The sequence below is a fragment of the Sphingobacteriaceae bacterium GW460-11-11-14-LB5 genome (assembly GCA_002151545.1).
Taxonomy (GTDB): domain Bacteria; phylum Bacteroidota; class Bacteroidia; order Sphingobacteriales; family Sphingobacteriaceae; genus Pedobacter.
On the sequence record CP021237.1, the window covers coordinates 6,030,428 to 6,056,088 of the forward strand.

A 25,661-nucleotide genomic window follows, 5' to 3' on the forward strand; every position below is an offset into this window, starting at 1 on the left:
TTGTAAGCCTAAATAAAGAGTCTACTGCTTCATAGCAGCAGTTTTTTGCAGAACCGGCATTGCCAAAAGCAGTGCTGGTTTTTTTATGGTAACATTTCTAATGCGCTTTTTGATAAACGCCACAATAGTTTGATATTTAGGAACCAAACCAAAACGATGAAATTCAGATTTATACTTGCTACATTTTTAAGCGTAAGCGCTTTTGCCTATGCACAACAGGGGCCAAGAAAAAGCCAATCTAAAGAAACTGTAACCACCACCCAGGTTACCGTTAAAGACGAGCCAAAATCTTCGGCAAACGAAAGAACCATTAAAGTGGAGAGCTCGGTAGTTACCAATCACGCGGTAACCATTGATGGTAAATCCGTTCCGTATAAGGCTACAACAGGTACGCTGCCCGTTTGGGATGAAGACGGAAAACCGATTGCAGGTTTGTTTTATACTTATTACGAACGCAGCGATGTGCAAAATCGTGATAAGCGACCTTTAGTCATCTCTTTTAACGGTGGCCCGGGCTCGGCTTCAGTGTGGATGCATATTGCCTATACGGGTCCTGTGGTTTTGAATATTGATGATGAAGGTTATCCTGTACAACCTTATGGTTATAAAGAAAATCCATATTCTATTTTAGATGTTGCCGATATTATCTACATCGATCCGGTTAACACCGGCTATTCGAGAGCAGTAAGTAAAGATATTCCCACCAATAAGTTTTTTGGGGTGCGTGCCGATATCAAATACCTGGCCGAGTGGATCAATACTTTTGTAACGCGCAACAACCGATGGGCCTCTCCAAAATTTTTAATTGGCGAAAGTTATGGTACCACACGTGTTTCGGGCTTGGCTTTAGAGCTGCAGAACAGCCAGTGGATGTATTTAAATGGTGTGGTATTGGTTTCGCCAACCGAACTCGGTATTGAACGGAGCGGTCCTGTTGATGCGGCTTTGCGTTTGCCGTATTTTGCTGCTACAGCCTGGTACCATAAAGCTTTGGCCGCCGATTTACAAGCTAAAGATTTAACGGCGATGCTTCCGGAAGTGGAAAGTTTTACCATTAATGAATTGATCCCCGCTATTTCGCAGGGTGGAATGTTGAGCGCCGATAAAAAGAAAGCCATTGCCGTGAAAATGGCCCGTTACGCTGGGCTTTCAGAAAAAGTGATATTAGATTATAACCTCAATGTACCAACCGATTTCTTTTGGAAAGAATTGTTGAGGGATAAAGGTTTTACGGTGGGCAGGTTAGATTCGCGCTACCGTGGTATCGACAAAATGAGTGCCGGCGAAGGACCGGATTATAATGCAGAACTAACTTCCTGGCTGCATTCATTTACGCCAGCCATCAATATGTACATCCGTAATGAGCTGAATTATAAAACCGATTTGAAATACAATATGTTTGGCTCAGTTTATCCATGGGATCAAACTGGCAATCAAACCGGCGATAACCTCCGTCAGGCCATGGCACAGAATCCATATCTGCATTTATTGGTGCAATCGGGTTATTACGACGGGGCCTGCGATTATTTCAACGCGAAATACAGCATGTGGCAGTTAGATGCTGCGGGTAAGTTGCAGGATAGAATGAAATGGGAAGGTTACCGTAGCGGCCATATGATGTACCTACGTAAGGATGACCTGAAAACGGCTAATAACCATATCCGTGAGTTTATTAAAAAAGCATTACCAAAGCCTGGCGAAGCCGCTAAGTTCTAAGATTTTAGAGTTGACAACTTTTAATAGCAATGTGTATAGGAAGTTGTCAACTCTCTTAGCCAAAGCTCTTACCTAAGAGACTCTTTTTTTTGGAGCGCAGAGGCAGTACAATAATTAACGTTCGTCCTGCTTTGCGCTTCGATCTTTTTTGCCCTTTCACTTCGTCCAGGCTGACAAAAAAGGATCTCCGCTTCAATCAGGGCTAGATGGGTTGGGCCGGGGGCACGGAAAACCCTCATCGATGCAAGAACAGGTGTAATCTAAACCTGACAGCCGCGATAGCCCAGATTTAAGCACGGTCTGTTGTTTTTATGGTGTGCTTGCTTATTTCACAGGTTTCATCTGGGCTAAAGCAAATGGCAGGACTGTTCTAACCGAAGCGCTACAGGAATTGCTTTCCAAACCCTAATTTAAAGTGTATAAATTCTTTTAATGTGTCAACACTTTTTGATTAATTTGAAGCGCAGCTGCAGCATAAATATTATCGTTTGTCCTGCTTTGCGCTCCGATCTTTTTTGCAGTTCCACTCTGCTCAGGCTGACAAAAAAGGATCTCCGCTTCAATCAGGGCTAGATGGGTTGGGCAGTGGCATGGAAAACCCTCATCGGTGCAAAAACAGGTGTAATCTAAACCTGATCGTACGGATGCCGATTTTTCGTCGGCAGTAGGAAGAGCAGGACGGAACCTAACCCAATAACCACTGAAACTGCTTTCCAAAAAAAATAAATCATATATATAGCGTTCTTTTATCGGCCTTGCTAAAGCGATTTATTCCCTCCAAAAATGCAAACGAAAAACTGTTGGTTACAAACTAAAAATAATTACTTATTTTTGTGGTTCAATTATGCAGCAAATAAAAACATCATTCGATTTTGAAAAACCTATTGCCGATTTAGTTCAGCAGATAGAAAAGGTTAAGCAAGTTGCCGAAAAAACTAAGGTAGATATGTCTGCCACGTTAGACGAGCTTGATGGTAAATTAGATGAAACTACCAATAACTTATATAAAAATTTAACCGGTTGGAACAAGGTTCAGATGAGCCGTCACCCTGATCGCCCGCAAACCCTTGATTATATCAATATGATCTGTGATGATTTTATTGAAATGCATGGCGATAGAACGGTTAAAGATGATAAGGCAATTATTGGCGGTTTTGCTTCTATAAATGGTCAAACGGTAATGGTTATCGGTCACCAGAAAGGTAAAAATACCAAAGAGCGTCAGTTTCGCAATTTCGGTATGGCCAACCCTGAAGGTTATCGTAAAGCATTACGTTTAATGCGCTTGGCAGAAAAATTTAATAAACCGGTTGTTTCTTTTATCGATACGATGGGTGCTTACCCTGGTTTAGAGGCAGAAGAACGCGGACAGGGTGAGGCGATTGCCAGAAACTTACTGGAAATGTCTATTCTACGAGTACCCATTATCTGTATCGTTGTAGGCGAAGGTGCTTCCGGAGGTGCTTTAGGTATCGGTATCGGCGATAAGGTTTATATGTTAGAACACACTTGGTACTCGGTAATTTCTCCTGAATCTTGTTCATCTATTTTATGGAGAAGCTGGGATTTTAAAGAGAAAGCTGCTGAATGTTTGAAATTAACTTCTGATGATATGTTTGGCAACAAGCTAATCGATGGCATTATTCCAGAACCGCTTGGAGGTGCACACCAGGATCCGGAGTTAATGGGCCGAACTTTAAAAGATTACCTTGTTAAAGATTTAGCGGCATTGGGTAAATTAAAAACGGATAAACTGATTGAACAAAGAATTGAAAAATTCTGTGCAATGGGTGTAGTAAACGAATAATCATTAACTAAAATAAATTTGAATCCTGTTTGGCCATGCTGAACAGGATTTTTTTTGTTACTGAAATCCATCTATAAACACCACATATATTTAGCCCCGTCATGCTGAATTTATTTCAGCATCTATCAATGCGGTAAAGACCCTGAAATAAATTCAGGGTGACGTATCTCGCGATATCTTAAACCTATCAGGTTTTTAAAACCTGATAGGTTTGGTCAACAAAAAAGCAGCTACAAATTAATGCAGCTGCTTTGTAAGTTATTGTTCAGATTCGTTTACTGTTGCGGTCCCTGTTGTGGGAAGAACATCGACAAACGACTTTCTAAACTGTTAAATGTTTTCTGCAGCTTATCGCTCAATTTATCCTGACCTGCAGCTTTACTGGTTTTAATCATTCTGTCCAGGTAGTATAATCCGGTTTGAATGTTCTGCGAGCCGGTTAAACCTTTTGATTGTGAAATATCAGCCAGGTAGTTTAATTCCTTGTTGATATAATCGCCAGATTTGTCTAAAATATCATTGGCTCGGGCAGTTTCGCCTAGTTTATATAAGTTTTCAGCCATGTAGAATTTCACTACAACTGTACGGATGCCGAAGAATTTATCAGGCATTACCGCAAAATATTTATCGACTACTTTTTTGGCATCAGCAATTTTACCTTCTTTAATTAAGCTGTTGGTTAAGCTACTGAAGATATTAGTGAAAATGAAAGTATCGTCTGATGATTGCGGATCTAAATATTTAGCGGTTTTCATATTTCCCCACTTAAATTTAGTCATCACATTATTATACAGAACAGGCGTATTCAATTGCTCTGGTCTATCTTCCGATGCCGTAGTGTCGGCTTTAAGCGGCAATAAACGCATTGCTAAACCTTCGCTGTATAAATACTTATCTAAGCCATTATATTGCTCAGAAGGCACGGTAGAAGCAAAATAAATCGGGCGTTTCCAGTTGTTATGTGCCAGGATATCGAACATAGCCAAAGTTCCTTTAGTTACATAACCCTTATTAAACTTCCAATCCATTGTGGTTGTGATTTTTGAAGCATCGGCTGCAGGTACTGTTCCTGTACTGATTACTTGCTGTGGATCTACCGTAATTTTAAGGTTTTTAGTTGGCAGGAAGTTAGATTTTGATCCATCCTGCATCGGTACTTTATCGCTCTCATCGTTTGATAACAATAAATCAACTACGTTTTTAAGCTCAATACTACCTGCAATTTTGTAATCATCGTATGGCATTACATCCCTTTCGCCCTGTACATACTGCTCAGGTTTCATCGAAATTGGCAATGGAGCCGATTCATTTTGTTTTTGTCTCAGGCCATTGATGTACCAATCTGTATCGAATAAACTTAAGTTTACGATACGTACATCAGGACGAACATTTTCTACCTCCTGGATATACCAAAGTGGGTAGGTATCATTATCGCCGTAAGTAAATAAGATGGCATTTGGCGCACAAGATTGTAAATAATCTAAAGCAATATCGTGTGGAACCAGTTTCGTAGAACGGTCATGGTCATCCCATCCCTGCTCGGCCATAATTACCGGTGCAGCTAATAATCCAATCACCGTGGCACCAATGGCACCGGCAGTTGGGGTTAGTTTTTTAAACAGCCATTCTTTAATGGCGAGTGCACCAAGTCCGATCCATATCGCAAAGGCATAGAACGATCCAACATAAGCATAATCCCTTTCGCGGGGCTCTAATGGCTTCTGATTTAAGTATAATACAATGGCAATACCCGTGAAGAAGAATAATAAGGCCACTACTCCGGCATCTTTCTGGTTGCGTTTGAAATGCCACAGGGCACCAATAACACCTAAAATTAATGGTAGAAAGAAGAAGCGGTTATATGCTTTATTATCAACTGTTGAAGGCGGCAGATTGGTTTGGTTACCTCTCAACATGGCATCAATTGGTTTAATGCCGCTAATCCAGGTGCCCTCATGTCCGCTACCCTGACCTTGCTCATCATTCTGACGGCCGGCAAAATTCCACATGAAATAACGCATGTACATGTAGCCAATCTGATAGCTAAACAAGAAACCGACGTTATCCACCAGATTAGGGTTTTTAGAATCGTCTAAGCGCATCCATTCTTTATAAAAAGCGGCATGTTTAGGGTCATCGCTATACATACGTGGCAACAAAGTATTGTTGTTATACTCGTAGTCGGTTTTTTTACCCGCTACCTCGTACTTGTCTTTTCCTTTTCTCCAGATGGTTTTACCTTCAGTTACACCTACTCTTTCAGAGTTATAATTCGGGCCATAACCCAATGGCCTGTCGCCATATTGCTCACGGTTTAGGTAACTTAAGAAAGAGAAAGCATCTTTAGGTGCGCTGTTATTTAAGTTCGGGTCTGCCTTTGCCCTGATGATGATCATCGAGAAAGATGCATAACCGAAAATGATTAATACGGTAGAGATTAAACCTAAGTTTAATAATTTCTTTTGGTGTTGGATCGAATAGCGGATTCCCCAAACCAGGGCGCCGATTAATAAAATGGCGAAGAATAAAACACCCGTTCCAAAACCCAGACCTAATGTATTTACAAAGAATAAATCGAAATAAGCACCGAATGAAACCAGGTATTGGATAATACCATATTGGATTACCGCTAAGATTAAAATACCAACAACAAGGGTTTTGATAATTCCGGTTGGGGTTGCTTTATCGGTTCTTTTGAAATAATAAATGAAAGCAAGTGCCGGGATGGTTAACAAGTTTAACAAGTGGATACCAATTGATAAACCCATAATATAGGCAATAAACAATAACCAGCGATCGGCACGTGGCTCATCGGCATGTGCTTCCCATTTAAGGATAGCCCAGAATACAATCGCCGTGAATAATGATGATTGTGCATAAACCTCCGATTCTACTGCCGAAAACCAAAAACTATCAGAGAAAGTATAAGCCAGCGCACCAACGGCACCTGCACCCATAATACTGATTAATTTGCCGGTCGTTAATTCCTCACCAGCTTTCAACACTGTTTTTTTAGCCAATGCGGTGATGGTCCAAAATAAGAATAAGATAGTTGCCCCGCTCGAAACAGCCGAACCTACATTCATCCAGTAAGCGATTTTGGTCAAATCTCCAGCTGCAAAAATGGAGAAGAAACGTTGGATCATTAAGAATAGAGGCGCACCAGGCTGGTGAACCACCTGCATTCTAAATGCCGATGCGATAAATTCACCGCAATCCCAAAAACTGGCAGAAGGCTCTAAGGTTAAAACGTAAGTTAGTGTAGCAATTAAAAAGCAGATCCAGCCTACTATATTATTAACTTTTGAATAATTCATTGGTTTGTTTAATGATATTAAAAATTGTTTTCACATAAAAATGCTGCCGAAATTAACTATTCTAGTCGATAAAACAGGTAAATTTTTGGATTGATTTAACAATTTTTAACGGCTTAAGGCCTTTAACATAAAGGATTTTAATTTATATGGGAAGCAAAAACCCATAAGCAGAAAGATGAAATCTGCCTATGGGTTAAAATTTAGTATGTTTTTTGCTTAGCCTGCTGCAAAAGGGGTAAACCTTGTAATCAGGTTGTTGTATTGTTTTTCCAGGCTTTTGCTCAGCCCCACCTGTTTAAATACCTCGGTTAATTTTACCATTTGTCCTAAATAGCCTAGATAAAAACGCACATCCTGCTCTGATGATAGCTGGTTTTTGCTTTCTGAAACATCAGCCAGGTGGGTCAATTCCTTACCTACATAATCGGCCGTTTTTTTGATCATGGCATTTGCACGGTTTAAATCATTTAAACGATATAGACTTTCGGTGAAATAATAAGTGCTCATTACCTGGCGCATACTGTAAAATTTAGCTGGAATCACCTCGTAATATTTGTCAGCCACTTTTTTGCTCTCGGTAATTTTACCTTCGTTTATTAAACCAGTTAATAAACCGTTAAACATATTGGAGAACATGGTGACATCATCAGCAGACTGCCTGTCTAAATGATTGGCATTTTTAATGTTGCCGAAGCCATACACGTTCATTAGGTTGTTGTACATCGGTTTTAGGTTAACCCGGTCAAAATCCTGTGTGATTGCGGTATCTGGTTTTAAGGGGAGTAACCTTTTGTTGAGGCCTTCTGAATAGAGGTATTTGTTAAGCCCGATGTATTGCTCATTTGGCATGGCGCCGCTGAAATAAATCGGTCGTTCCCAGTTATTATGTGTTAAAATATCAAATAAAGCTAAGGTGCCTTTGGTTACAAAATTAGAATTGTAGGTCCATTCCATGCTGCTTGCAATTTTGCCTGCATCTTCTTTGGGTACAGTGCCGGTATCTAAAACCTGTTGCGGACTTACGGCCATTTTAAGGTTTTTGGTAGGCAGTACGTTGTATTTGGATCCATCCGTCATGGTTACCTTATCTTCATCATGATCGGATAGGAGCACGTCTAAAATTTCCTGTAACTCGATATGTTGCGCAATCTTATAATCCTGATAGTACATGATATCCCTTGTACCTTCAACATATTGCTCGTGTTTTAAGGTAATGGGTAGGGGAGCCGATTCATTTTGTTTTTTCCGCATCCCATCGATGTACCAATCGGCTGTAAATAAACTTAAATTTACCACCCGCACATCCGGACGGATATTTTCTACCTCTTGTGCATACCACACCGGATAGGTATCATTATCACCATAGGTGAATAAGATGGCGTTAGGGGCGCAGGATTTTAGATAATTAACCGACATATCCCGCGCCAGGTGACTGTCAGAGCGGTCATGATCATCCCAGCCCTGATTGGCCATAATTATCGGAGCACCCAATAAAGCAATAACCGAAGCAAAAACACTCGCCCGCAGTGGCGTTAATTTTTGGAAAACCCAATCCTTTAACCCAAATACACCTAAACCTATCCAAATGGCAAAAGCATAAAACGACCCTACGTAGGCATAATCCCTTTCGCGTGGCTCCACAGGAACAGAGTTAAGGTAAACTACAATAGCCACACCGGTAAAAACAAAGAGTAGACCGATAATGCCCGCATCTTTCTGGTTTCGCTTAAAATGCCAGACAGCACCAATTAAACCGATAATTAATGGCAGGAAGAAAAATCTATTGTATGCTTTATTTTCTACAATGGAAGGTGGCAGATTTTGTTGACTACCAAGCCTGATGGCATCCAACGGTTTTACACCACTAAGCCAATTACCATCTTTTCCGCCAAACTGCCCATCTTCATTATCCTGCCTGCCAACAAAATTCCACATAAAATAACGCATGTACATTTGCCCGGTCTGGAAAGAGAACATGTATTTTAGGTTATCCATTAAGGTAGGTTTGTGCTCATCATCAAAACCCATATAACTTTTGTAAAAGTTAATGTGTTCGGGTTTATCACTGTACATGCGGGGCAGCAAAGTTTTATCGGCAAAAACATATGCCGATTTTGTGCCCGCAAGTTCATATTTCTTGTCGCCTTTACGGATAATTTTGCCGGTCTCTTTAATGTCGGTTTTTTCTGAATTGTAGTTCTCCCCGTAAAATAGTGGCCTGTCGCCATACTGGTCGCGACCAACATACCTCGAAAAAGAATATACATTATCTACATTATAGTTGTTTAGGTTTGGTTTTGCCTGCGCCCTGATAATAAGCAGTGCGAAAGAGCTGTATCCGAAAAGTAGTAAAACAGTAAATAACATGGCCAGGTTTAAAACCCGTTTATTTTTCAGGATGGAATAACGGATACCATAAACCAAACTCCCAATAAGAAGTACGGTGAAGAACAGTATGCCTGTTCCAAAGCCTAAACCCATGGTGTTTACAAAAAAGTAGTCGAAATTTGCCGCAAAAGATATAACATACTGAATGATACCAAATTGCACCACCGCCAGTACAGCAATCGAAATCATAAATACTTTTAAAACGCTTTGCCAATTGGGTGACGGGTTCTTTTTAAAATAATAAACAAATATTAAGGCAGGTATGGTAAGCAGGTTTAAAATGTGTACACCAATAGAAATCCCCATGATGTAAGCCACAAAAAGTAACCAACGTTCTGACTTTGGTTCATCAGCCTGCGATTCCCATTTTAATATGCCCCAAAATACAATCGCACTACAAAGCGACGACATGGCGTAAACCTCTGCTTCTACGGCCGAAAACCAAAAGCTATCAGAAAAGGCATAAGCTAAAGCCCCAACAAAACCTGCACCCATAATACCGATGATTTTTTGGTTGGTAATTTCTTCTCCTTTTTTAATAATCGTTTTCCTGGCCAGTGCTGTAATGGTCCAGAATAAAAAGAGAATGGTACCTGCACTTGCCAGCGCCGAAGAGATATTAACAAAATAGGCTACTTTGGTTTTATCGCCAAAAGCAAGCGCCGAAAATAACCTTTGGATCATGGAGACTATTGGAGCACCTGGCTGGTGAACCACCTCCATTCGGAAGGCTGAAGAAATAAATTCGCCACAGTCCCAGAAACTTACAGATTGATCTAAAGTTAAGATGTACGTGAGCGCGGCAACGATAAAACAGAGCCAGCCTCCAATGGTGTTGATCCTTGAGTAATTCATAGTTTAATTTTAGTCTTTGATAATAAATGATTTAAGTGGTTCGTAGTAAAAAAAGTCGCATAAAAAAAGAAAATGTTGCACGCTATATGATGATTTTTTTATCTTTGCATCGCAAACAGGAACAGCAGGAAAGAAATTAAAAATATTTTAAAATCACTCTTGCATATTTAAAATAAGGTTCCTACATTTGCATTCCCTTTCGAGGAGAATATCCTTGAGAAGTTTTTGTCCGATAGTATAAGGGTAGTACAACGGTTTTTGGTACCGTTTGTCTTGGTTCGAATCCAGGTCGGACAACGAAAATTTAACGTCGGATCATGTTTTAAATAGACATGATCCGATTTTTTTTAACCGTAAACTACACGAACCCATGCCATTGCAGTTTAACCCGGTAAAACTTTTTTCCGGAACAGGTTCTAGGGGATTATCACTTAAGATTGCCGAACATTACGGCAAGCCACTTGGTAGCGTAACCATTCACAAATTCAGTGATGGAGAGTTTCAGCCTTCCTTTGATGAGTCAATTCGTGGTAGTGATGTTTTTCTAATCCAGTCTACTTATCAGCCCAGCGATAATTTAATGGAACTTTTGTTAATGGTTGATGCTGCTAAAAGAGCATCGGCACATTATATTACAGCAGTAGTTCCTTATTATGGTTTAGCCCGTCAGGATAGAAAAGATAAACCGCGTGTAGCAATCGGTGCCAAATTGGTGGCGAACTTATTAAAATCAGCAGGTATCCACCGCATTATGACGATGGATTTGCATGCTGCACAGATACAGGGTTTCTTCGATATTCCGGTTGATCACTTAGATGGATCGGTAATCTTTGTACCTTATATCAAAAGCTTAGGCTTAAAAAACTTAACTATTGCATCGCCAGATATGGGCGGTTCGTACAGGGCACGTACTTTTGCCAAGTTTTTTAATGCTGAGGTAATTATTTGCGATAAACGCCGTAAACGTGCCAACGAAATCGAATCAATGTCGATTATTGGTGATGTGACCGGACAGGATGTGGTATTGATCGATGATATTTGCGATACTGCCGGAACCTTATCAAAAGCTGCGGCTTTGATTATGGAAAACGGTGCAGCAAGTGTAAGAGCGGTTTGTACACATGCGGTATTATCAGGCAAAGCAATTGAAACGGTAGAAAATTCGGTATTAACCGAATTAATCGTAACGGATACCATTCCATTAAAACAGGAAAGTCCAAAAATCAGGGTGCTAAGTACAGCCGGTTTATTTGCGAGGGCAATTGCCAATGTAAACGAGCATGGTTCGATTAGTGATCTGTTTAGAGTATAAATAAGGTTGAAGGTAGAGGGTTAAAGGCTTAAGGTCTTGATACTCGACACTTAATACTGATTACTAATAAATAAGGCGGTAGGTAGAGGGTTAAAGGCTTAAGGTCTTGATACTCGATACTTAATACTAACTACTAATAAATAAGGTGAAAGGTAAAGGGTTAAAGGCTTAAGGTCTTGATACCCGATACTTAAACTTGATACTAATAATTAAATAAAAATAAAATGAAAACAATCGCAATTAGCGGTTCTCCAAGAGAGAACGTAGGGAAACGCGATGCCAAGGAACTTCGTTACGAAGGTAAAGTTCCGGCGGTATTGTATGGTGGAAAAGAGCAACAACACTTCGCTGTAGTTATTGCTGACTTAAGAGATGTTATTTATACCCCGGATGTAAACTTTGTGGAGATTGATGTGAACGGTACTAAAACTAAAGCTATCGTAAAAGACACTCAATTTCACCCACTTACCGACGTATTAATGCACATCGATTTTCTTCAGTTATTCGACGAGAAAGAAATCGTTATGGAGATCCCGGTTAAATTAACAGGAACTTCTCCAGGTGTTAAAATGGGGGGTAAATTAATCCAGAAATTACGTAAACTACGTGTTAAAGCATTACCAGCTGATATGCCACAAAACGTAGAAGTAAGCTTAGAGAAATTAGAAGTAGGTAGTTTATTCCGTGTTCGTGACCTTAAAGGTGATAAATACGTAATCACTAACACTCCTGAAGATACTATCGTTTCTGTTGCAATGTCTAGAGCATTAAAACAAGCAGAAACTGAAGCTGCTAAAGGTAAAAAATAATCAGGATTCTTAGGGTTTCTTGATTTCAAGATGAAGCGTTTCGATTTAGTTCGGAACGCTTTTTTTATTTACACCAGGATTAATCCGCTATCCGCCTCACGCTATCCGTTACAACCTGTCTGGAAATGAATGAATTAATTCGTAGTATAGACTCCCGACTTCGGACTCCGGACTTCGGACTTTTTTTTATCTTTGCGCCATGAAATATCTTATAGTTGGCTTAGGAAATATCGGACCAGATTATGCGCACACCCGGCATAACATTGGTTTTGATATTGCTGATGAACTGGTTAAAAATTTAGATGGAAGTTTCGAGAATATCCGCCTGGCTTATTATTCGGAAGTGAGCTTTAAAGGACGTAAACTCCACGTTATTAAACCAACCACTTTTATGAACTTAAGTGGTAAAGCGGTAAACTATTGGATGAAAGAGCTAAAAATAGCACCAGAAAATGTTTTGGTTATTGTTGACGACCTTGCATTACCGCTGGGTAAGCTAAGGTTAAAGCTGCAGGGCTCCAGCGCTGGCCATAATGGTTTAAAAAGCATCGAAGAGGTTTGTGGCGGACAAAACTACGCGCGTCTCCGCTTTGGCATTGGCAGCGATTATCCGAAAGGCAGGCAGGTCGATTTCGTTTTGGGTTTGTTTGATAAGAATGAACAATTGGAGCTTCCTGCATTGATTGATAAGAGCGTTGAGCTGATTAAAAGTTATGTAACCGTTGGGCCTGCCCACACCATGACGGCTTTTAATAAGTAATGGTTAATTGGTTAACTGTTCTTGCTGTCATCCTGAATGCAGCAAGGAATCTTTTATGACGAAGGAATTCCCTCGAGGGATAAAACAAATTTAACCTTATATGTTCCTCATTGCCTTATGTGGTAATAAGTGGCAAGGTTCCGTTAGAAAGGATAATTTGGAAAGCAATTGCAGAGGCTCTTTTTATTGTTCGTCCTGCTTTTCATTGCAAGTCCTCACCCGATAAAGGATCGGGCTCCGGGCTTTCCATTTCAATCAGGTTTATAGGGCAGTGTCTTTGCTGCTGTTAAAGATTGAATCGCATGGTTTTATAGATGTTCTTTTCTGCACCATGTAATTTCAAATAGTATTGCTGGCCGCGCCACCTAAACCCGATTACAGCGAACATCCCGATTTTAAGCACTGTTTTTTTTGCTTTTTATGGTGTGCTTGCTTGTTTCACAGGTTTCATCGGGATAAAGCGTAAAGCGGGGCCATCTCATCAAAAAAATAGCTGCCCCTGATTTTCAGAAAAACAATGATTATTAGAATAGCTCGTCTATCGTTAGGCGCGCAACCCAATACAGAAATAGATTTGTCATGTTGAGCCTGTCGAAGGATCTGCTATAATACATCGCAAAGCGTTTCGACAGGCTCAACATGACAGATCCGAACAGATATCAATCTTTTGAAACTGCCTTAAAGACCGATTGATGAATATTCAATAAACAAAAAAAGACCATCTTTCGATGATCTTTTCCTAAATATGTTTTAGTTAATGATTATTTAACTTTTTCCTGAGCTCTTGCAATGTAAGCATCAATTAATTGTGCTTCTGCGCTCTCCGGATATTGAGTTTTTACTTTAGTATAAGCTTCAACAGCACCTTTGAAATCATTTTGGCTTTCGTTAACCAAACCTAATTTCTTTAGGAACATTGGTGAAGTAAATTTACTTGCTTTATCTGCCGCTTTTTTATAGTAAGTAGCTGCTTGTTTGTAGTCTTTCAATTCGCTGTAAGCATCACCTAATAAACCTAAAGCCAATGGATCTGCAACCGGGCTGCCAGTAGCGCTATATTTACCTAATGATTCAATCGCTTGTTTGTACTCGCCTTTACGCAAATAAATACCACCCAAATAAAGGTTCGCTAAGTTTGCCGATTTTGTGTTATCGTATTCTTTAGCAATCTGCTCTAAGCCTGGGTAGCCACCTTCGCCTTTAACCGCTTTGTTCGATAATGAATCTACGCCAACAAATTGCTCTGCTTTGTACATTTTGCTAGCGGCTTCTTCAGCACGACCTTTTAAATACACGCCTTGATACCAAAGATATATTAAAACTAATAAAACTACAGCACCTGCAATAAACAGTAAGCTCTTATTATTCTCTTGTAAAAATGAACCTTTTTTAGTTGGTTGAATTGTCTGGTTATCTGTTGTAGACATGTTTGTTTAAAAAATTTAAGATTGCAAAAATACATTTTTCAATCAAAGTATCAATCTTTATTTTGAAGTATTTGATTAAACATTAGTTATTTAGGCGTGCAGATTGTAAAATCGTGATGAACATTAGCGTAACAAGCTAATTAATGTATTAAACCAGGTTTGGTTATCACTAAAAATACCGGTGTGGTTAATCACCAAATAGATCGTTTGACTTTCAGAGCGGCTCAACGTTGATCTAATTCGGATGGGTTGCCAGAATGCGCCGAAGTTTTTGGCCGAGGAAGCCGGAAATAAATCGTCGAAGCCCATATAAACCTCTTCTATATGGGATAATGGGAGTTCTAATTGTTCATCCCCGGTAATAAAAAGGCCGTTAGAGGCCAGCAGGATATTGCCCTCGTGATTATGAATTGGCTTTAAAAACGAAAATAAACCTGCTATTTTTTTAATCCAGCCTGAGCTTTTCTCATTGGTAAGTTCATGATCGTAAGACCACAGAACATTCCCTTCTAACATTTTTTGTGCAACCATCTAATTTTCCTTGCTATGAAAGTACAATTTTTTTAAGTGTTATTAACGTTTATTTTAAACAATGGGTGTTAAGAGGCTAAAAAACGGTAAATTTGTGACATATTTATGTGGTTAAAAAATATTACCCTTCTAAATTTTAAGAACTATACCGATGCAGATCTCCATTTCTCGGAAACTGTGAACGTTTTTACGGGTAATAATGGCTCAGGTAAAACGAATATGCTCGATGCCATTCACTATCTCTGTCTATGTAAAAGTTACTTTAACCCCATCGATAGCCAGCAGATTAAAACCAATGAAGAGGTTTTTATGATCCAGGGCGATTTTGACCGCAATGAAAAAAATGAAAAAATTTCCTGCGGTGTAAAACGTAATCAGAAAAAACAGTTCAAACGCAATAAAAAAGAATACGAGAAACTGGCCGATCATGTTGGGCTTTTTCCGGTGGTGATGGTTTCGCCTTATGATGTAAACCTGATTATGGAAGGCAGCGAGGAACGGAGAAAGTTTATTGATAATGTGATTTCGCAAACCGATGCACATTACCTCGATCAGCTGATTACCTATAACCGCATTCTGTTAAACCGGAATGCTTTGCTAAAACAGATTGCGATTACCAGAAAGTACGATCCTACGCTGCTCGAAATTTTGGACGAACAACTGGTTTTTGCCGGCAATAAGATATTCGCTATCCGTAAAGCGTTTATGGATGAGTTTATTCCGCTGTTTAACCAATATTATACCTACCTTACCGAAAACAAGGAAATTGTTGAGCTGAATTATCAGTCGCAATTAAATGAGGCTACTTTCGAAGAACTGTTAAAAAAATCAGTAGAAAAAGACCGTGTACTGGAGCGGACCACAACCGGTATCCATAAAGATGAACTGGCTTTTGTGATCAGCGATATGCCTTTAAAGAAGTTTGGCTCACAGGGTCAGCAAAAATCATTTTTAATTGCTTTGAAGATTGCTCAATACGCTTACCTTGCCAAAAACAAAGGATTTAAGCCTTTGCTTTTGCTGGATGATATTTTTGATAAGCTGGATGATAACCGCGTTCAAAAACTTATGCAAATGGTTTCCCACCATGATTTTGGGCAGATATTTATTACAGATACAGGAAGAGAAAGAGTAAAATCAATTTTTGAAAAAATAGAAGTTGATGTAACTTTGTTCGAAGTAGATAACGGAACTATACAAAATGCGTAAACCCAATGATGTTACTGTAAAAGATGCCATCAGCAAAATGCTGGATGTATACCGTTTGCGCCGTAAATTCGACGAAACTTCCATCTTGTCTATCTGGCCGGAAATTATGGGCACCGCTATAGCCAACAGGACCAAACAGATTTACATCCACGATAAAAAACTATTTTTACGTATCGAATCTTCAGTCATTAAAAATGAATTGGTGATGGTACGCCAGGGCATTATCCAGAAACTGAATGAACATGCCGGTAGTGTGGTCATCACCGAAATGATTTTTTTATAGGTATAAAGACCTGTAGGATTAATATATCATTGTCATCCGGAGGGATAATTATTCTATAAAAACCAATATAAATTGATTTTTTTGCAGATAGGCTTCGAGGTAGCGTCATTCCCAACTCGATTAGGAATCGTAATGCAAGTGCACTAAGATTCCCGCCTGTGTGGGAATGACGATCAGGTCATTAAAATCCTGTCAAAGGTAACTTGTCGATGGACCTGCTTAAATGTAGTTTCAAGTGCTTTGACGACCTGTGCCGATTCATCGGCAGGCGCTATGTGACAGGTAGAAAAATTAACCCCTTCCTCCAAATACCTTCGATAAAATCCAGATGAGCAGTGCAACCACTACCACTACAATAATAATACCCGACCAAACGCCGGCTTTAAATATACCTTCTACGAGTTCACAACTGCTTAAGGTGCTGCATAAAAATGCGATCAGTGCTAAAGGGAATGCTCTTTTCATATTCATGTTAATTTGTAATAGCTAACATCGAATAAGAGAGAAAGTTTTGGTAAACGTCAAGATTCGTCCTGCCGAACTTGTTTCAGCATCCCAATTTGCTAACATCTAATTGCACATTTATGGCTATAGCCGTTCGGTAATAAACCCGACAAAGCGGCATAGCCCGCATCCCGATATTTCATCGGGAGAGGACTATAAGCGGTGGCAGGGCTACACTGGCCACCTAGCATTAACATTGTTTTCCAAAAAAAAAGCCTGCTCAATAAATAAGCAGGCATCTTCACTATAATTTTTAAAGATTGTTATTTTCCGTTCACTTTTAACAATTCCACCTCGAAAATTAAAGTGCTGTATGGCGGAATATCCTGTCCTGCGCCACGTTCGCCGTAAGCCAGGTTGTAAGGAATAAAGAATTTATATTTCGAACCCGCAGGCATTAACTGTACGCCTTCTGTCCAGCCTTTAATTACCTGGTTTAAAGGAAAGGAAATCGGTTCACCTCTGTCGTAAGAGCTGTCGAATTGTTTTCCGTTTAATAATGTTCCTTTATAATGAACCAGTACCGAATCGGTTGCCAATGGTTTAACGCCAGAGCCAGCCGTTAAAACCTCGTATTGTAAACCGCTTGCAGTTGTTTGTACACCTGCACGTTTTTTGTTCTGTTCTAAGAAATCTTGTCCTTCTTTCATAATTGGTGCGTATTTAATTTTATTTGCGGCTTCTTCAGCTTTGTTTTTTACTGATGATGCCTTGGCTAATGCCTCGTTAATACATTGTTGTGCCTGTTGTTGCGTTAAAATAACCTTACCTCCTGTAAAGGCATCTTTTAGTCCTTTTAACAGTACTTCGTAATTTAGGGTAGAAAGGCCGGTTGTTTTTAAACCTGCGCCGATGGAAGTACCAAAAGCATAACTGGTAGAATCTAAGGTAGATTTTAAACCTGCAGTAGTGCTTGATGTTTTACTTGCAGCTGTGGTCGGTTTTTGGGCAACAGGTTTCTTTGCTGTTGTTTTGGTTTGTGCATAAGATGCAACAGCGATACCGGATAGACATACCGCTAAAAAAATTCTTTTCATTGATTATTTTATGTGTAATTAATTCCAACAGGTTTAAAATGGTGGATGATATTTTAAGGCCGAAAGATACAAAATAGATAAAACAATAAAACCCCGAATGTTCGGGGTTTTATTGTAAGTTTTTTGTGTTGGGAACTAGAAACGTTCGTCTGCTTTGAAGAAGAAGTTACCTTCAATTTCTGCATTCTCATCAGAATCTGAACCGTGAACCGCATTTGCATCGATTGATTTTGCATATTTCTGACGGATAGTACCTTCTGCAGCCTCAGCCGGGTTAGTCGCACCGATCAGTTTTCTGAAATCTTCAATGGCGTTGTCTTTTTCTAAAATAGCAGCAACAATAGGTCCTGAAGACATAAAGCTTACTAAATCTTTGTAAAAAGGACGCTCAGCGTGAACAGCATAAAACTGACCAGCAGTTTCGTCTGTAAGTTTAGTATATTTTAATGCGATGATTTTGAAACCTGCATTAGTAATGTCGTTAATGATTGATCCGATATGGCCGTTTGCTACTGCATCAGGCTTAATCATGGTAAAAGTTCTGTTAGTGCTCATTGTGTTTTTGATATCAAATTTTTTGCAAAAATACGTTTTAATTGATGAATAATCAATAAACATTGTTTTTCAGTCGCGAATCGAGGTTAGTAATGGATAATTAGGCTTAAAATGGCTAACTGAGCTTTTTTATGCTGTATAATCCTGTTAATCTCCATCTCTTTTAAAACTATGATCCTACTAATCCTAAAATCCTTTAATCCTAATCTAAATTTACTTAGCTTTGCAGCGCAAAAAATATATGCTTACACTAACTGAATTAAAAACATTATTGGCTACGCCACAACGAATTGTGATCACTACGCATCACAAACCCGACGGCGATGCGATGGGTTCATCTTTAGGTTTATATGGATATTTAATTCAAAAGGGCCATCATGTTAAGGTAGTCACACCCACAGATTATCCTACCTTTTTGCATTGGATGCCTAATAATGGCGATGTTATTATTTTTACGGAGCAGCAAGAAGAAGCAGCCAGGTTAGTGGATGAAGCTTCGGTTATTTTCTGCCTTGATTTTAATACCCTAAGCCGCATTAATGAGTTAGGCGAATTGGTTAGGGCAGCGGGCGCAAAAAAAATCATGATCGATCATCACCTCGAACCTGAGGATTTTGATGATTACCGTCACTGGGATATCAATGCCTGTGCTGCTGCGCAGTTGGTTTACGATTTTATTGTTAACCAATTGGAAGATAAAGCTGGGATCAATAAAGATGTTGCTGCTTGTTTGTATACCGGTATTATGACCGATTCGGGATCTTTTCGTTTCCCATCCGCAACAGCGGAGGTTTATCGTATTGCAGCAGATTTGATCGATCTGGGTGCAGAGCATTGGAAAATCCATCAATTGGTATACGATAACGCGAGCGAAAATCGTTTACGCTTTTTGGGTTATTGCCTGTCAAACAAGTTAGAGGTAATCAGAGAATACAATACGGCCATTATTTCAGTTACCAAAGAAGAACTGGCACAATACCATAGCGCAACCGGCGATACGGAGGGCGTGGTGAACTATGCTTTATCAATTAACGGGATCCGTTTAGCCGCATTAATTGTTGAGCGTCCGGATAAGGTTAAATTATCGGTGAGATCAACAGGCGATTTTCCAGCCAACGAAATCTGTAAAAAGTATTTTAATGGCGGTGGGCACAGAAATGCAGCAGGTGGTGCAGCAGAAAAACCTTTAGCTGATGTAATAACCGAATTTAAATCGATATTAGCAGAATATAAAGAACAATTGATTGCTTAGAAACAAGAAATAAAAACAATAAAAACTTAAAAAAGTCAAATTAAATAAATGAAAAAGGGAATTATTATTCTAGCAGCAGCCACTTTAGGTTTAGCGGCATGTAACAAAGAGAAAAAGGGAGCTGGTGGGTTATTGTATACCATCCACCACTCTGCAGGTAACGAGAAAATTAAAGAAGGCGATATCGTTAAAATGAATTTTATTCAGAAAAACGATAAAGATTCAGTTTTATCAAGCACTTTCGATAGCGAAACTCCTGCAGTATTTCCTGCACAGAAAAAAATGTATGCTGGTGATATGAACGATGTTTTAACATTGTTTGGAGAAGGCGATAGCGCTACTTTTAAAGTAAACTTAGATACTATGGCACTTCATAGTAAACAACCTAAGCCAGAGCAGTTCAAAAATGATAAATACATCACTTTTACAGTAAAAATCGAAAAAGTATTCAAGAAAAAAACTGGCGAAGCTGATTCTACTTTTAACAAAAGAGCACAGGAATATTTCCAGGCTGATTATAAAGCTACTACAGAAAAAAGAAAAGCTGCTGAACCTGCTAAACTTAAAGCATATTTAGAAGATACTAAACTGGCTACCAAAACTACTGCAAGTGGATTACATTACATTATAGAACAAGCAGGTAGTGCAGAAAAACCAGCTTTAGGCGATACTGTATTAATTGATTATACTGGTAGAGTAACTAAAAAAGGTAAAGATGATAAATACAAAATCTTCGATACAAGTGATGAGAAACTGGCTAAAGCAGAAAACGAATTTAAGCCAGGTAAACCTTACGGTCCTCAAAAAATGCCAGTTGGCGGTACAATCCCAGGATTTACTGAAGCTTTACAGTTAATTGGTAAAGGTGGTAAAATTAAAGTGATTATCCCTTCTAACTTAGGTTATGGAGAGCAAGGTGCACCACAAGTAGGTATTATGCCTTTCAGCCCAATTGCTTTCGATTTAGAAATCAAAGATATTATCAAAGGAAAACCAGCTCCAGCGGCTCCAGTTGCTCCGGTAGTTAAAAAATAATTTCTTAACCAATATTTTAAAATCCTGCTTATTTATTTAGGCAGGATTTTTTTTTGCCCGTATTTTTTTGATACTGAACCAGGAAATAAAACATTTCAAAGATTTATAAAAACTTATTATAACCTATCTTTGTAGTGATCTAATAAAATAGCAGGTATTTTGAAAAAGGATAGTCCAGCTGTTTTTAAATAAATAAAACTTAAATGAAGAACAGAATTATTATTCTCTTGGCAGCAGCATTAGGCCTGTCTGCCTGTAACAAATTCGAAAAGGGTGAAGGAGATATGACTTACAAGATCTATAAAAGTGATGGTAAGCCAAAAATTCAGGATGGCGATTATGTAAAGTTAAACGGCGTTCAAACGGTTGAAACCAATACTAATCCCGATTCGGTAATGGTAAATACCTATGATAATGAACGCCCTGCTTTCTTTGCCATTAGTAAATCGATGTTTAAAGGCGATTTAGCCTCGGGCTTAAAACTGCTTGGCGAAGGAGATAGTGCTGTTTTTAAATTGAACCTGGATTCGATGGAGAAATATTCAGGTCAGCCTAAACCAAAAGGACTAAAATCAAACATTGCTTCTTTTACGATTAAAATTGAGAAGGTGTTGCACAAAGGGAAAGATCCCGATTCGATTTTCGAAGCGAAGAAACGACTTTTCTTTGAATCGGAATACAAAGCACTAAATGAAAAAAATAAAGTAGTAGAGCCTGCTAAAATTGCCAAATATATTGCCGAGAACGATTTAAAGGTAACTACTGCGCCATCTGGATTGCAATATGTGATTTCTGCTCCGGGAAACTCGGAAAGAGCAACTTTAACCGATACGGTATTAATGGACTACACGGGCCAGTTTACCAACAAAAAATCGAACGGAACATTGAACGTTTTTGATACTTCGAATGCTAAAATTGCAAAAGAAGCCGGGATTTTCTCTGAAAGTGTTCAATATGTGCCACGTAGCTTACCCTTAGGCCAATTGCCACAAGGCGTTATCCAGGGTATTCAGCTTATTGGTGTTGGCGGTAAAATCAAAATGATTTTGCCATCAAGACTGGGTTTTGGTGAAAATGGCGGCGGACCAATTAATCCATTTACCCCACTGGTATTTGATGTAGAACTGAAAGGCATTATTAAACCAAATGTAGCAGTACCGCTAGCGAAGTAAAATATTTACCATCACAAAAAAAAGCGCAAGGATCAGTAAATTATCATACTGGGCTTGCGCTTTTTTTATATTAAGAAATTGATAATTATAGTAGCAAAATAAAATTTTTGTTTAAATTAGATTAACAAAACAATTAATCATCCCTATTATCACTATGCGCTCAAACAGTACTACGATGTTTCTGGGCCTGAAATTAATGCTGTTTAGCATATTTTTCAATCTTTTTATAAAGGATGGATATTGTAGACAGGTAATGGCTTTATATCATTACCCAAAGTGCCGTAAAAATAACCACCGTATTTCCAAATCGCTTCACTCAACCGCTATGCAAAGGCAGGATGTTAATTTATTGGAAAATACTGAAAACAAATTGCTACTTACCTTAGTTAAAAACATAAAATTTAAAGCTTTTGATAGGATATTGGGTAGATTTTGAAAGAAGTTAAACTTAATTTAAAATCTCTTCAAATTTTTTGCCCAAAATGCTGGTGAAAAAGGATTAACGTTTTAAAACTAAACTTTATGGAAAAGATCAAGGTCTTTTTAATTCACGATTATGATGCATTAATGGATAGTGTTGAATCCATTCTGAGTGATTCTGAAAGTATTGTTGTTGTTGGTAAGGCCAATTCTGCCGCGCTTGCCGAGCGATTGATTAGAACTAAAACGCCAGATATTGTGGTTGCCGATGTTAGTGTTTGCGAGAAGATCGGAGCTGATTTAACTAAATTGATTAAAAGAGAATTTCCGAAAATTAAAGTTATTGTGCTTTCTATGCAGGATGATTTTATCAATATTTCGAAAATGATCAAGTCGGGGGCGACCGGTTATTTATTAAAAAATGTAAAGTTTCAAGAATTGCATAAAGCCATTAATAAAGTGATGCTTGGCGAAACTTATATACAAAATTCCATTACAGCTAAATTTATTAATGGTTACCAGCGGGAAAATCATACTGAAGAAGTAAATATTTTGTCGCCGCGTGAAATAGAGGTTATCAGGTTGATTGCTAAAGAATATACTTCGGCAGATATTGGCCGGATGCTGTTTATTTCTGAGCATACCGTAGAAACCCATCGTAAAAACATCTGGCGCAAAACCGGTGTAAAATCAATTGTTGGTTTACTGAATTTTGCGCACGAACATCAGCTGATTTAATTATAAAACAGACCTCACAGGTTACAGCAACCTGCGAGATCCGTTCGCATTTTTAAGCTTGTGCTTCCAGATACTGGGCATAACAATAGCCTTCTTCGCCATCGTTGGTGCGAACCAGCCACCATAAATCGTTGCTTCTGTTTACGAGGGTAATTACCTCGCCATGGGCAGCTTTACCTACAATGGGTTGATCCGTTCCCGGGCCGTTACGGATATTTAAATTACTGCTCTGCGTAATCACTTTGGCATGGGTAACGGCGGCATCAATAGCCACATTTACATTCAGAACCAGATCGCCAGACGTAAAGTTTGGATCAATCTGATTATAAACTTCCCAAAGGTGATCTTTAGTTGCGCCATCGGCAGCAGTCCCGTCGATGTATAAAATCCCGTCCTGTTCCCTTACTGCTAAATCTGCTATGCCTGCCGCAGTTGCTGCGTCAGTTAATGCTTTGTATTTATCTGCTAATGCCATGGTCGGTTTTATTTAACGGTTAATTTATTATCGATTTTTTTAGGGTTTAATGCACTCAAATGTTGCATCAAAGTAATTAACGAGGCCTTTTTAATTTCGCCTGTCAGGAGAATCACACCATCTTTAACTTCGGCTTTTACCGTCGGAAAATCTTTGGTAGCGTCAGCAACATTTTTAATTAAAACGGGGTCTTCGGCAATTACGACAGGCAAATCTGCTGGTTTAACCGTTAAGTTGTTGATTACAGATTTCACGCCTTTTTCTGCCTTTGCAATTTCTTCTGCTTTGGTTTTTGTAGCTTCATCGTCAACCTGTCCCGTTAAAGTTACTTCGCCTTTAGTAACAGCCACGGTAATACCTGCTGCTTCTTTCGCTTGAATTGCAGCCTGGATTGCCGCATCTTTTGGTTTACAGCCTACAAAAAATAGTGTAGTTGCAATAACCATGCTTAGTAATAATTTAGTTGTTTTCATCCTTTTGGTTTTATATTGATATTATTTGATAATACAATGCTTAGAAATTAAAATAATTTCCGCTTTACCGGTGGGATGATTTCGATAAAGCTAATATATGAAATGCGTTTAACTAGAAAGTGAAATCTATTAATTATTTATAAAAAAGGCGCTGGATATAAAAAGACCTCACAGGTTTTCAAACTTGCAAGGTCTATAGGTTGTACTAAATCCAGTCTTTAAATGGCTTTACCGTTAAATTGGAATTGTAATATTTTTCTTCTTCGGTAACTTCTTTGCTTACCCAATCCGGGACGTCGAATATTTCGTCTTCACTTTCAAGTTCAATTTCGGCAACAATCAAGCCTTTGTTATCACCTAAAAATACATCTATCTCCCAAACTTTACCGTTAACCGTAATTTCATAGCGTGTTTTCGAAAGTTCAGATGAAGCGAAATTATCCAATAATTCTGTGGCCTCAGCAACCGGGATTTCATATTCATATTCCATCCTGGTGGCACCAATCGTTTGGCCTTTTATCGTTAAAAAACCTGTGGTTTCGGTTGCCCTTACGCGCACCGTTTTGTCTTTATCGCTCAGTAAATAACCTTGTCTAAAAAGTTTTCCTGCTGGTTTGCTTAGGTTATCCCACTTCTGCTGATTGATCAAAAATTTACGTTCTATTTCTTTACCCATTAAGTTTTCTTCTTTGATCAATTCTTTTTTAGTTTTTCATAAACCTGTTCAAGGTCATCTTTTGCCGTAGTATATTTAAAATATTGCGGCATATATAGAATAGAATTATAGTATATCTTCTGGCCCTCTTCTTTTCCTTTTAATTGAGTTGTGGCTACAAATTGCACCATAAGCGTATTATACAAATTATTAACATGAACAACATTGTAATGTTCTGGTTTATCATACCCAGTCCATTCGAAATCATCGTAGCCAAAATCTTTATAGTGGAAATATGGTTTATTGTTGAAAGTCGGCATCTTATTATAAAATTCTAAGATTTTAGCATTATTCTTCATCATACTAAGAACTTTAAAGCGTTTTCCGATTAGTTCATCTACTATGCTTAAGAAAAATATTCCCTTTTCAGCGTTGTTTTTTAAGCCAAAACTTTCAATATCAATATTTATATCGCTCAGGTCATGATTATTAAACAACATTGCTATACCACCATGTAAGCGGTAATAATAGTTGTCCAACAATAGTTTTTCATCAATTTTGGTGTTTAATGTTTCATTGGCTATAGTTAAAGAAGGCCTGTCCGTTTTGGTTTTGCCGCTGTTATTGTAGTGTATCTCCCGAAGCACGTACCACATCATCAATTCATCATTGTCAGGTCGTTTTAAATGTGCCAAGATTTCTTTTCTGCCTTTACCAACTTCCAGTAATACATCGACAAGATGAGATAACTTTGGTGTTCGTAATGATTCAATTGACTTTGCAAATTCATCACCTGTTGCATTTACATTTGCCGAATAGATTTCTGAAATGGCAACAAGATTTGTTAAATCTTTAGCTTCCAGTTTTATTTGGGCACTGCCGAAAATGCTAAAAAAGCTTAAGATCAATGTGAGCGTTATTTTCATTTTAA

Annotated in this window: 24 protein-coding genes and 1 tRNA gene; 13 read left to right on the forward strand and 12 right to left on the reverse strand. The window is 38.6% G+C overall.

Annotated features, from left to right (window positions below):
- Positions 1-156: 156 nt before the first annotated feature.
- Positions 157-1,716, forward strand: coding sequence for a carboxypeptidase (locus tag CA265_24705; protein ID ARS42688.1), 1,560 nt, complete (start codon positions 157-159; stop codon positions 1,714-1,716).
- A gap of 429 nt (positions 1,717-2,145) precedes the next feature.
- On the opposite strand, the gene CA265_24710 is transcribed toward CA265_24705, so the two are convergent.
- Entirely contained in the window at positions 2,146-2,433 is a 288-nt protein-coding gene (locus tag CA265_24710; protein ARS42689.1) for a hypothetical protein, read from the reverse strand.
- A 127-nt stretch (positions 2,434-2,560) separates the two neighbouring features.
- Here CA265_24710 and CA265_24715 point away from each other — a divergent pair, with 127 nt between their 5' ends.
- A complete protein-coding gene (locus CA265_24715) occupies positions 2,561-3,523 on the forward strand; it encodes an acetyl-CoA carboxylase carboxyl transferase subunit alpha (protein ID ARS42690.1) in 963 nt (320 codons plus the stop codon).
- A gap of 275 nt (positions 3,524-3,798) precedes the next feature.
- On the opposite strand, the gene CA265_24720 is transcribed toward CA265_24715, so the two are convergent.
- Both CA265_24720 and CA265_24725 read right to left on the reverse strand, forming a co-directional pair.
- Positions 3,799-6,840, reverse strand: a complete 3,042-nt coding sequence (locus CA265_24720) for a multidrug transporter (GenBank protein ARS42691.1) — start codon at positions 6,838-6,840, stop codon at positions 3,799-3,801.
- Between the two features lie 216 nt (positions 6,841-7,056).
- Entirely contained in the window at positions 7,057-10,083 is a 3,027-nt protein-coding gene (locus CA265_24725; GenBank protein ARS42692.1) for a multidrug transporter, read from the reverse strand.
- Between the two features lie 226 nt (positions 10,084-10,309).
- On the opposite strand from CA265_24725, the gene CA265_24730 reads away from it, so the two are divergent.
- The 4 genes from CA265_24730 to CA265_24745 all read left to right on the forward strand — a co-directional run bounded on the left by CA265_24730 (position 10,310) and on the right by CA265_24745 (position 12,964).
- Positions 10,310-10,383, forward strand: a tRNA-Gln gene (locus CA265_24730).
- 70 nt (positions 10,384-10,453) lie between these two features.
- Positions 10,454-11,395: a ribose-phosphate pyrophosphokinase gene (locus tag CA265_24735; GenBank protein ID ARS42693.1), complete on the forward strand. Its 942-nt coding sequence runs from the start codon at positions 10,454-10,456 to the stop codon at positions 11,393-11,395.
- A gap of 224 nt (positions 11,396-11,619) precedes the next feature.
- Positions 11,620-12,204, forward strand: coding sequence for a 50S ribosomal protein L25/general stress protein Ctc (locus CA265_24740; protein ID ARS42694.1), 585 nt, complete (start codon positions 11,620-11,622; stop codon positions 12,202-12,204).
- Between the two features lie 199 nt (positions 12,205-12,403).
- Entirely contained in the window at positions 12,404-12,964 is a 561-nt protein-coding gene (locus CA265_24745; protein ID ARS42695.1) for an aminoacyl-tRNA hydrolase, read from the forward strand.
- A gap of 761 nt (positions 12,965-13,725) precedes the next feature.
- On the opposite strand, the gene CA265_24750 is transcribed toward CA265_24745, so the two are convergent.
- A complete protein-coding gene (locus tag CA265_24750; protein ARS42696.1) occupies positions 13,726-14,391 on the reverse strand; it encodes a hypothetical protein in 666 nt (221 codons plus the stop codon).
- Between the two features lie 123 nt (positions 14,392-14,514).
- Entirely contained in the window at positions 14,515-14,922 is a 408-nt protein-coding gene (locus CA265_24755; GenBank protein ARS42697.1) for a hypothetical protein, read from the reverse strand.
- A 105-nt stretch (positions 14,923-15,027) separates the two neighbouring features.
- Here CA265_24755 and CA265_24760 point away from each other — a divergent pair, with 105 nt between their 5' ends.
- A complete protein-coding gene (locus CA265_24760; GenBank protein ARS42698.1) occupies positions 15,028-16,131 on the forward strand; it encodes a DNA replication and repair protein RecF in 1,104 nt (367 codons plus the stop codon).
- Positions 16,124-16,414, forward strand: coding sequence for an RNA-binding protein (locus tag CA265_24765; GenBank protein ARS42699.1), 291 nt, complete (start codon positions 16,124-16,126; stop codon positions 16,412-16,414). The genes CA265_24760 and CA265_24765 overlap by 8 nt, the downstream gene beginning before the upstream one ends.
- Positions 16,415-16,705: 291 nt before the next feature.
- Here the strand turns inward: CA265_24765 and CA265_24770 are convergent, their stop codons facing one another.
- The 3 genes from CA265_24770 to CA265_24780 form a co-directional block, all read right to left on the reverse strand.
- Positions 16,706-16,885, reverse strand: a complete 180-nt coding sequence (locus CA265_24770) for a hypothetical protein (protein ID ARS42700.1) — start codon at positions 16,883-16,885, stop codon at positions 16,706-16,708.
- Between the two features lie 296 nt (positions 16,886-17,181).
- Positions 17,182-17,955, reverse strand: a complete 774-nt coding sequence (locus CA265_24775; protein ID ARS42701.1) for a peptidylprolyl isomerase — start codon at positions 17,953-17,955, stop codon at positions 17,182-17,184.
- 135 nt (positions 17,956-18,090) lie between these two features.
- Positions 18,091-18,510: a nucleoside-diphosphate kinase gene (locus tag CA265_24780; protein ID ARS43119.1), complete on the reverse strand. Its 420-nt coding sequence runs from the start codon at positions 18,508-18,510 to the stop codon at positions 18,091-18,093.
- A 241-nt stretch (positions 18,511-18,751) separates the two neighbouring features.
- Between CA265_24780 and CA265_24785 the strand changes: the two genes are divergently transcribed.
- The 5 genes from CA265_24785 (at position 18,752) to CA265_24805 (ending at position 23,127) form a co-directional block, all read left to right on the forward strand.
- Positions 18,752-19,762 carry a DHH family phosphoesterase gene (locus CA265_24785; protein ID ARS42702.1) on the forward strand — a complete coding sequence of 337 codons (1,011 nt, stop codon included), beginning with the start codon at positions 18,752-18,754 and terminating at the stop codon, positions 19,760-19,762.
- Between the two features lie 48 nt (positions 19,763-19,810).
- Complete coding sequence (locus CA265_24790) at positions 19,811-20,797, forward strand: peptidylprolyl isomerase (protein ID ARS42703.1); 987 nt, start codon at positions 19,811-19,813, stop codon at positions 20,795-20,797.
- A gap of 203 nt (positions 20,798-21,000) precedes the next feature.
- Complete coding sequence (locus CA265_24795; protein ID ARS42704.1) at positions 21,001-21,969, forward strand: peptidylprolyl isomerase; 969 nt, start codon at positions 21,001-21,003, stop codon at positions 21,967-21,969.
- Positions 21,970-22,222: 253 nt separating this feature from the next.
- A complete protein-coding gene (locus CA265_24800) occupies positions 22,223-22,405 on the forward strand; it encodes a hypothetical protein (protein ARS42705.1) in 183 nt (60 codons plus the stop codon).
- An 86-nt stretch (positions 22,406-22,491) separates the two neighbouring features.
- A complete protein-coding gene (locus tag CA265_24805; GenBank protein ID ARS42706.1) occupies positions 22,492-23,127 on the forward strand; it encodes a hypothetical protein in 636 nt (211 codons plus the stop codon).
- Positions 23,128-23,179: 52 nt separating this feature from the next.
- On the opposite strand, the gene CA265_24810 is transcribed toward CA265_24805, so the two are convergent.
- From CA265_24810 to CA265_24825, 4 genes are all read right to left on the reverse strand, one after another.
- On the reverse strand, positions 23,180-23,602 hold the full coding sequence (locus CA265_24810) for a peptide-binding protein (GenBank protein ID ARS42707.1): 423 nt from the start codon (positions 23,600-23,602) through the stop codon (positions 23,180-23,182).
- Positions 23,603-23,610: 8 nt separating this feature from the next.
- A complete protein-coding gene (locus CA265_24815) occupies positions 23,611-24,075 on the reverse strand; it encodes a hypothetical protein (protein ID ARS42708.1) in 465 nt (154 codons plus the stop codon).
- Between the two features lie 205 nt (positions 24,076-24,280).
- Complete coding sequence (locus tag CA265_24820) at positions 24,281-24,751, reverse strand: adenylate cyclase (GenBank protein ID ARS43120.1); 471 nt, start codon at positions 24,749-24,751, stop codon at positions 24,281-24,283.
- A 17-nt stretch (positions 24,752-24,768) separates the two neighbouring features.
- A complete protein-coding gene (locus tag CA265_24825) occupies positions 24,769-25,656 on the reverse strand; it encodes a hypothetical protein (GenBank protein ID ARS42709.1) in 888 nt (295 codons plus the stop codon).
- Between the last annotated feature and the right edge of the window lie 5 nt (positions 25,657-25,661).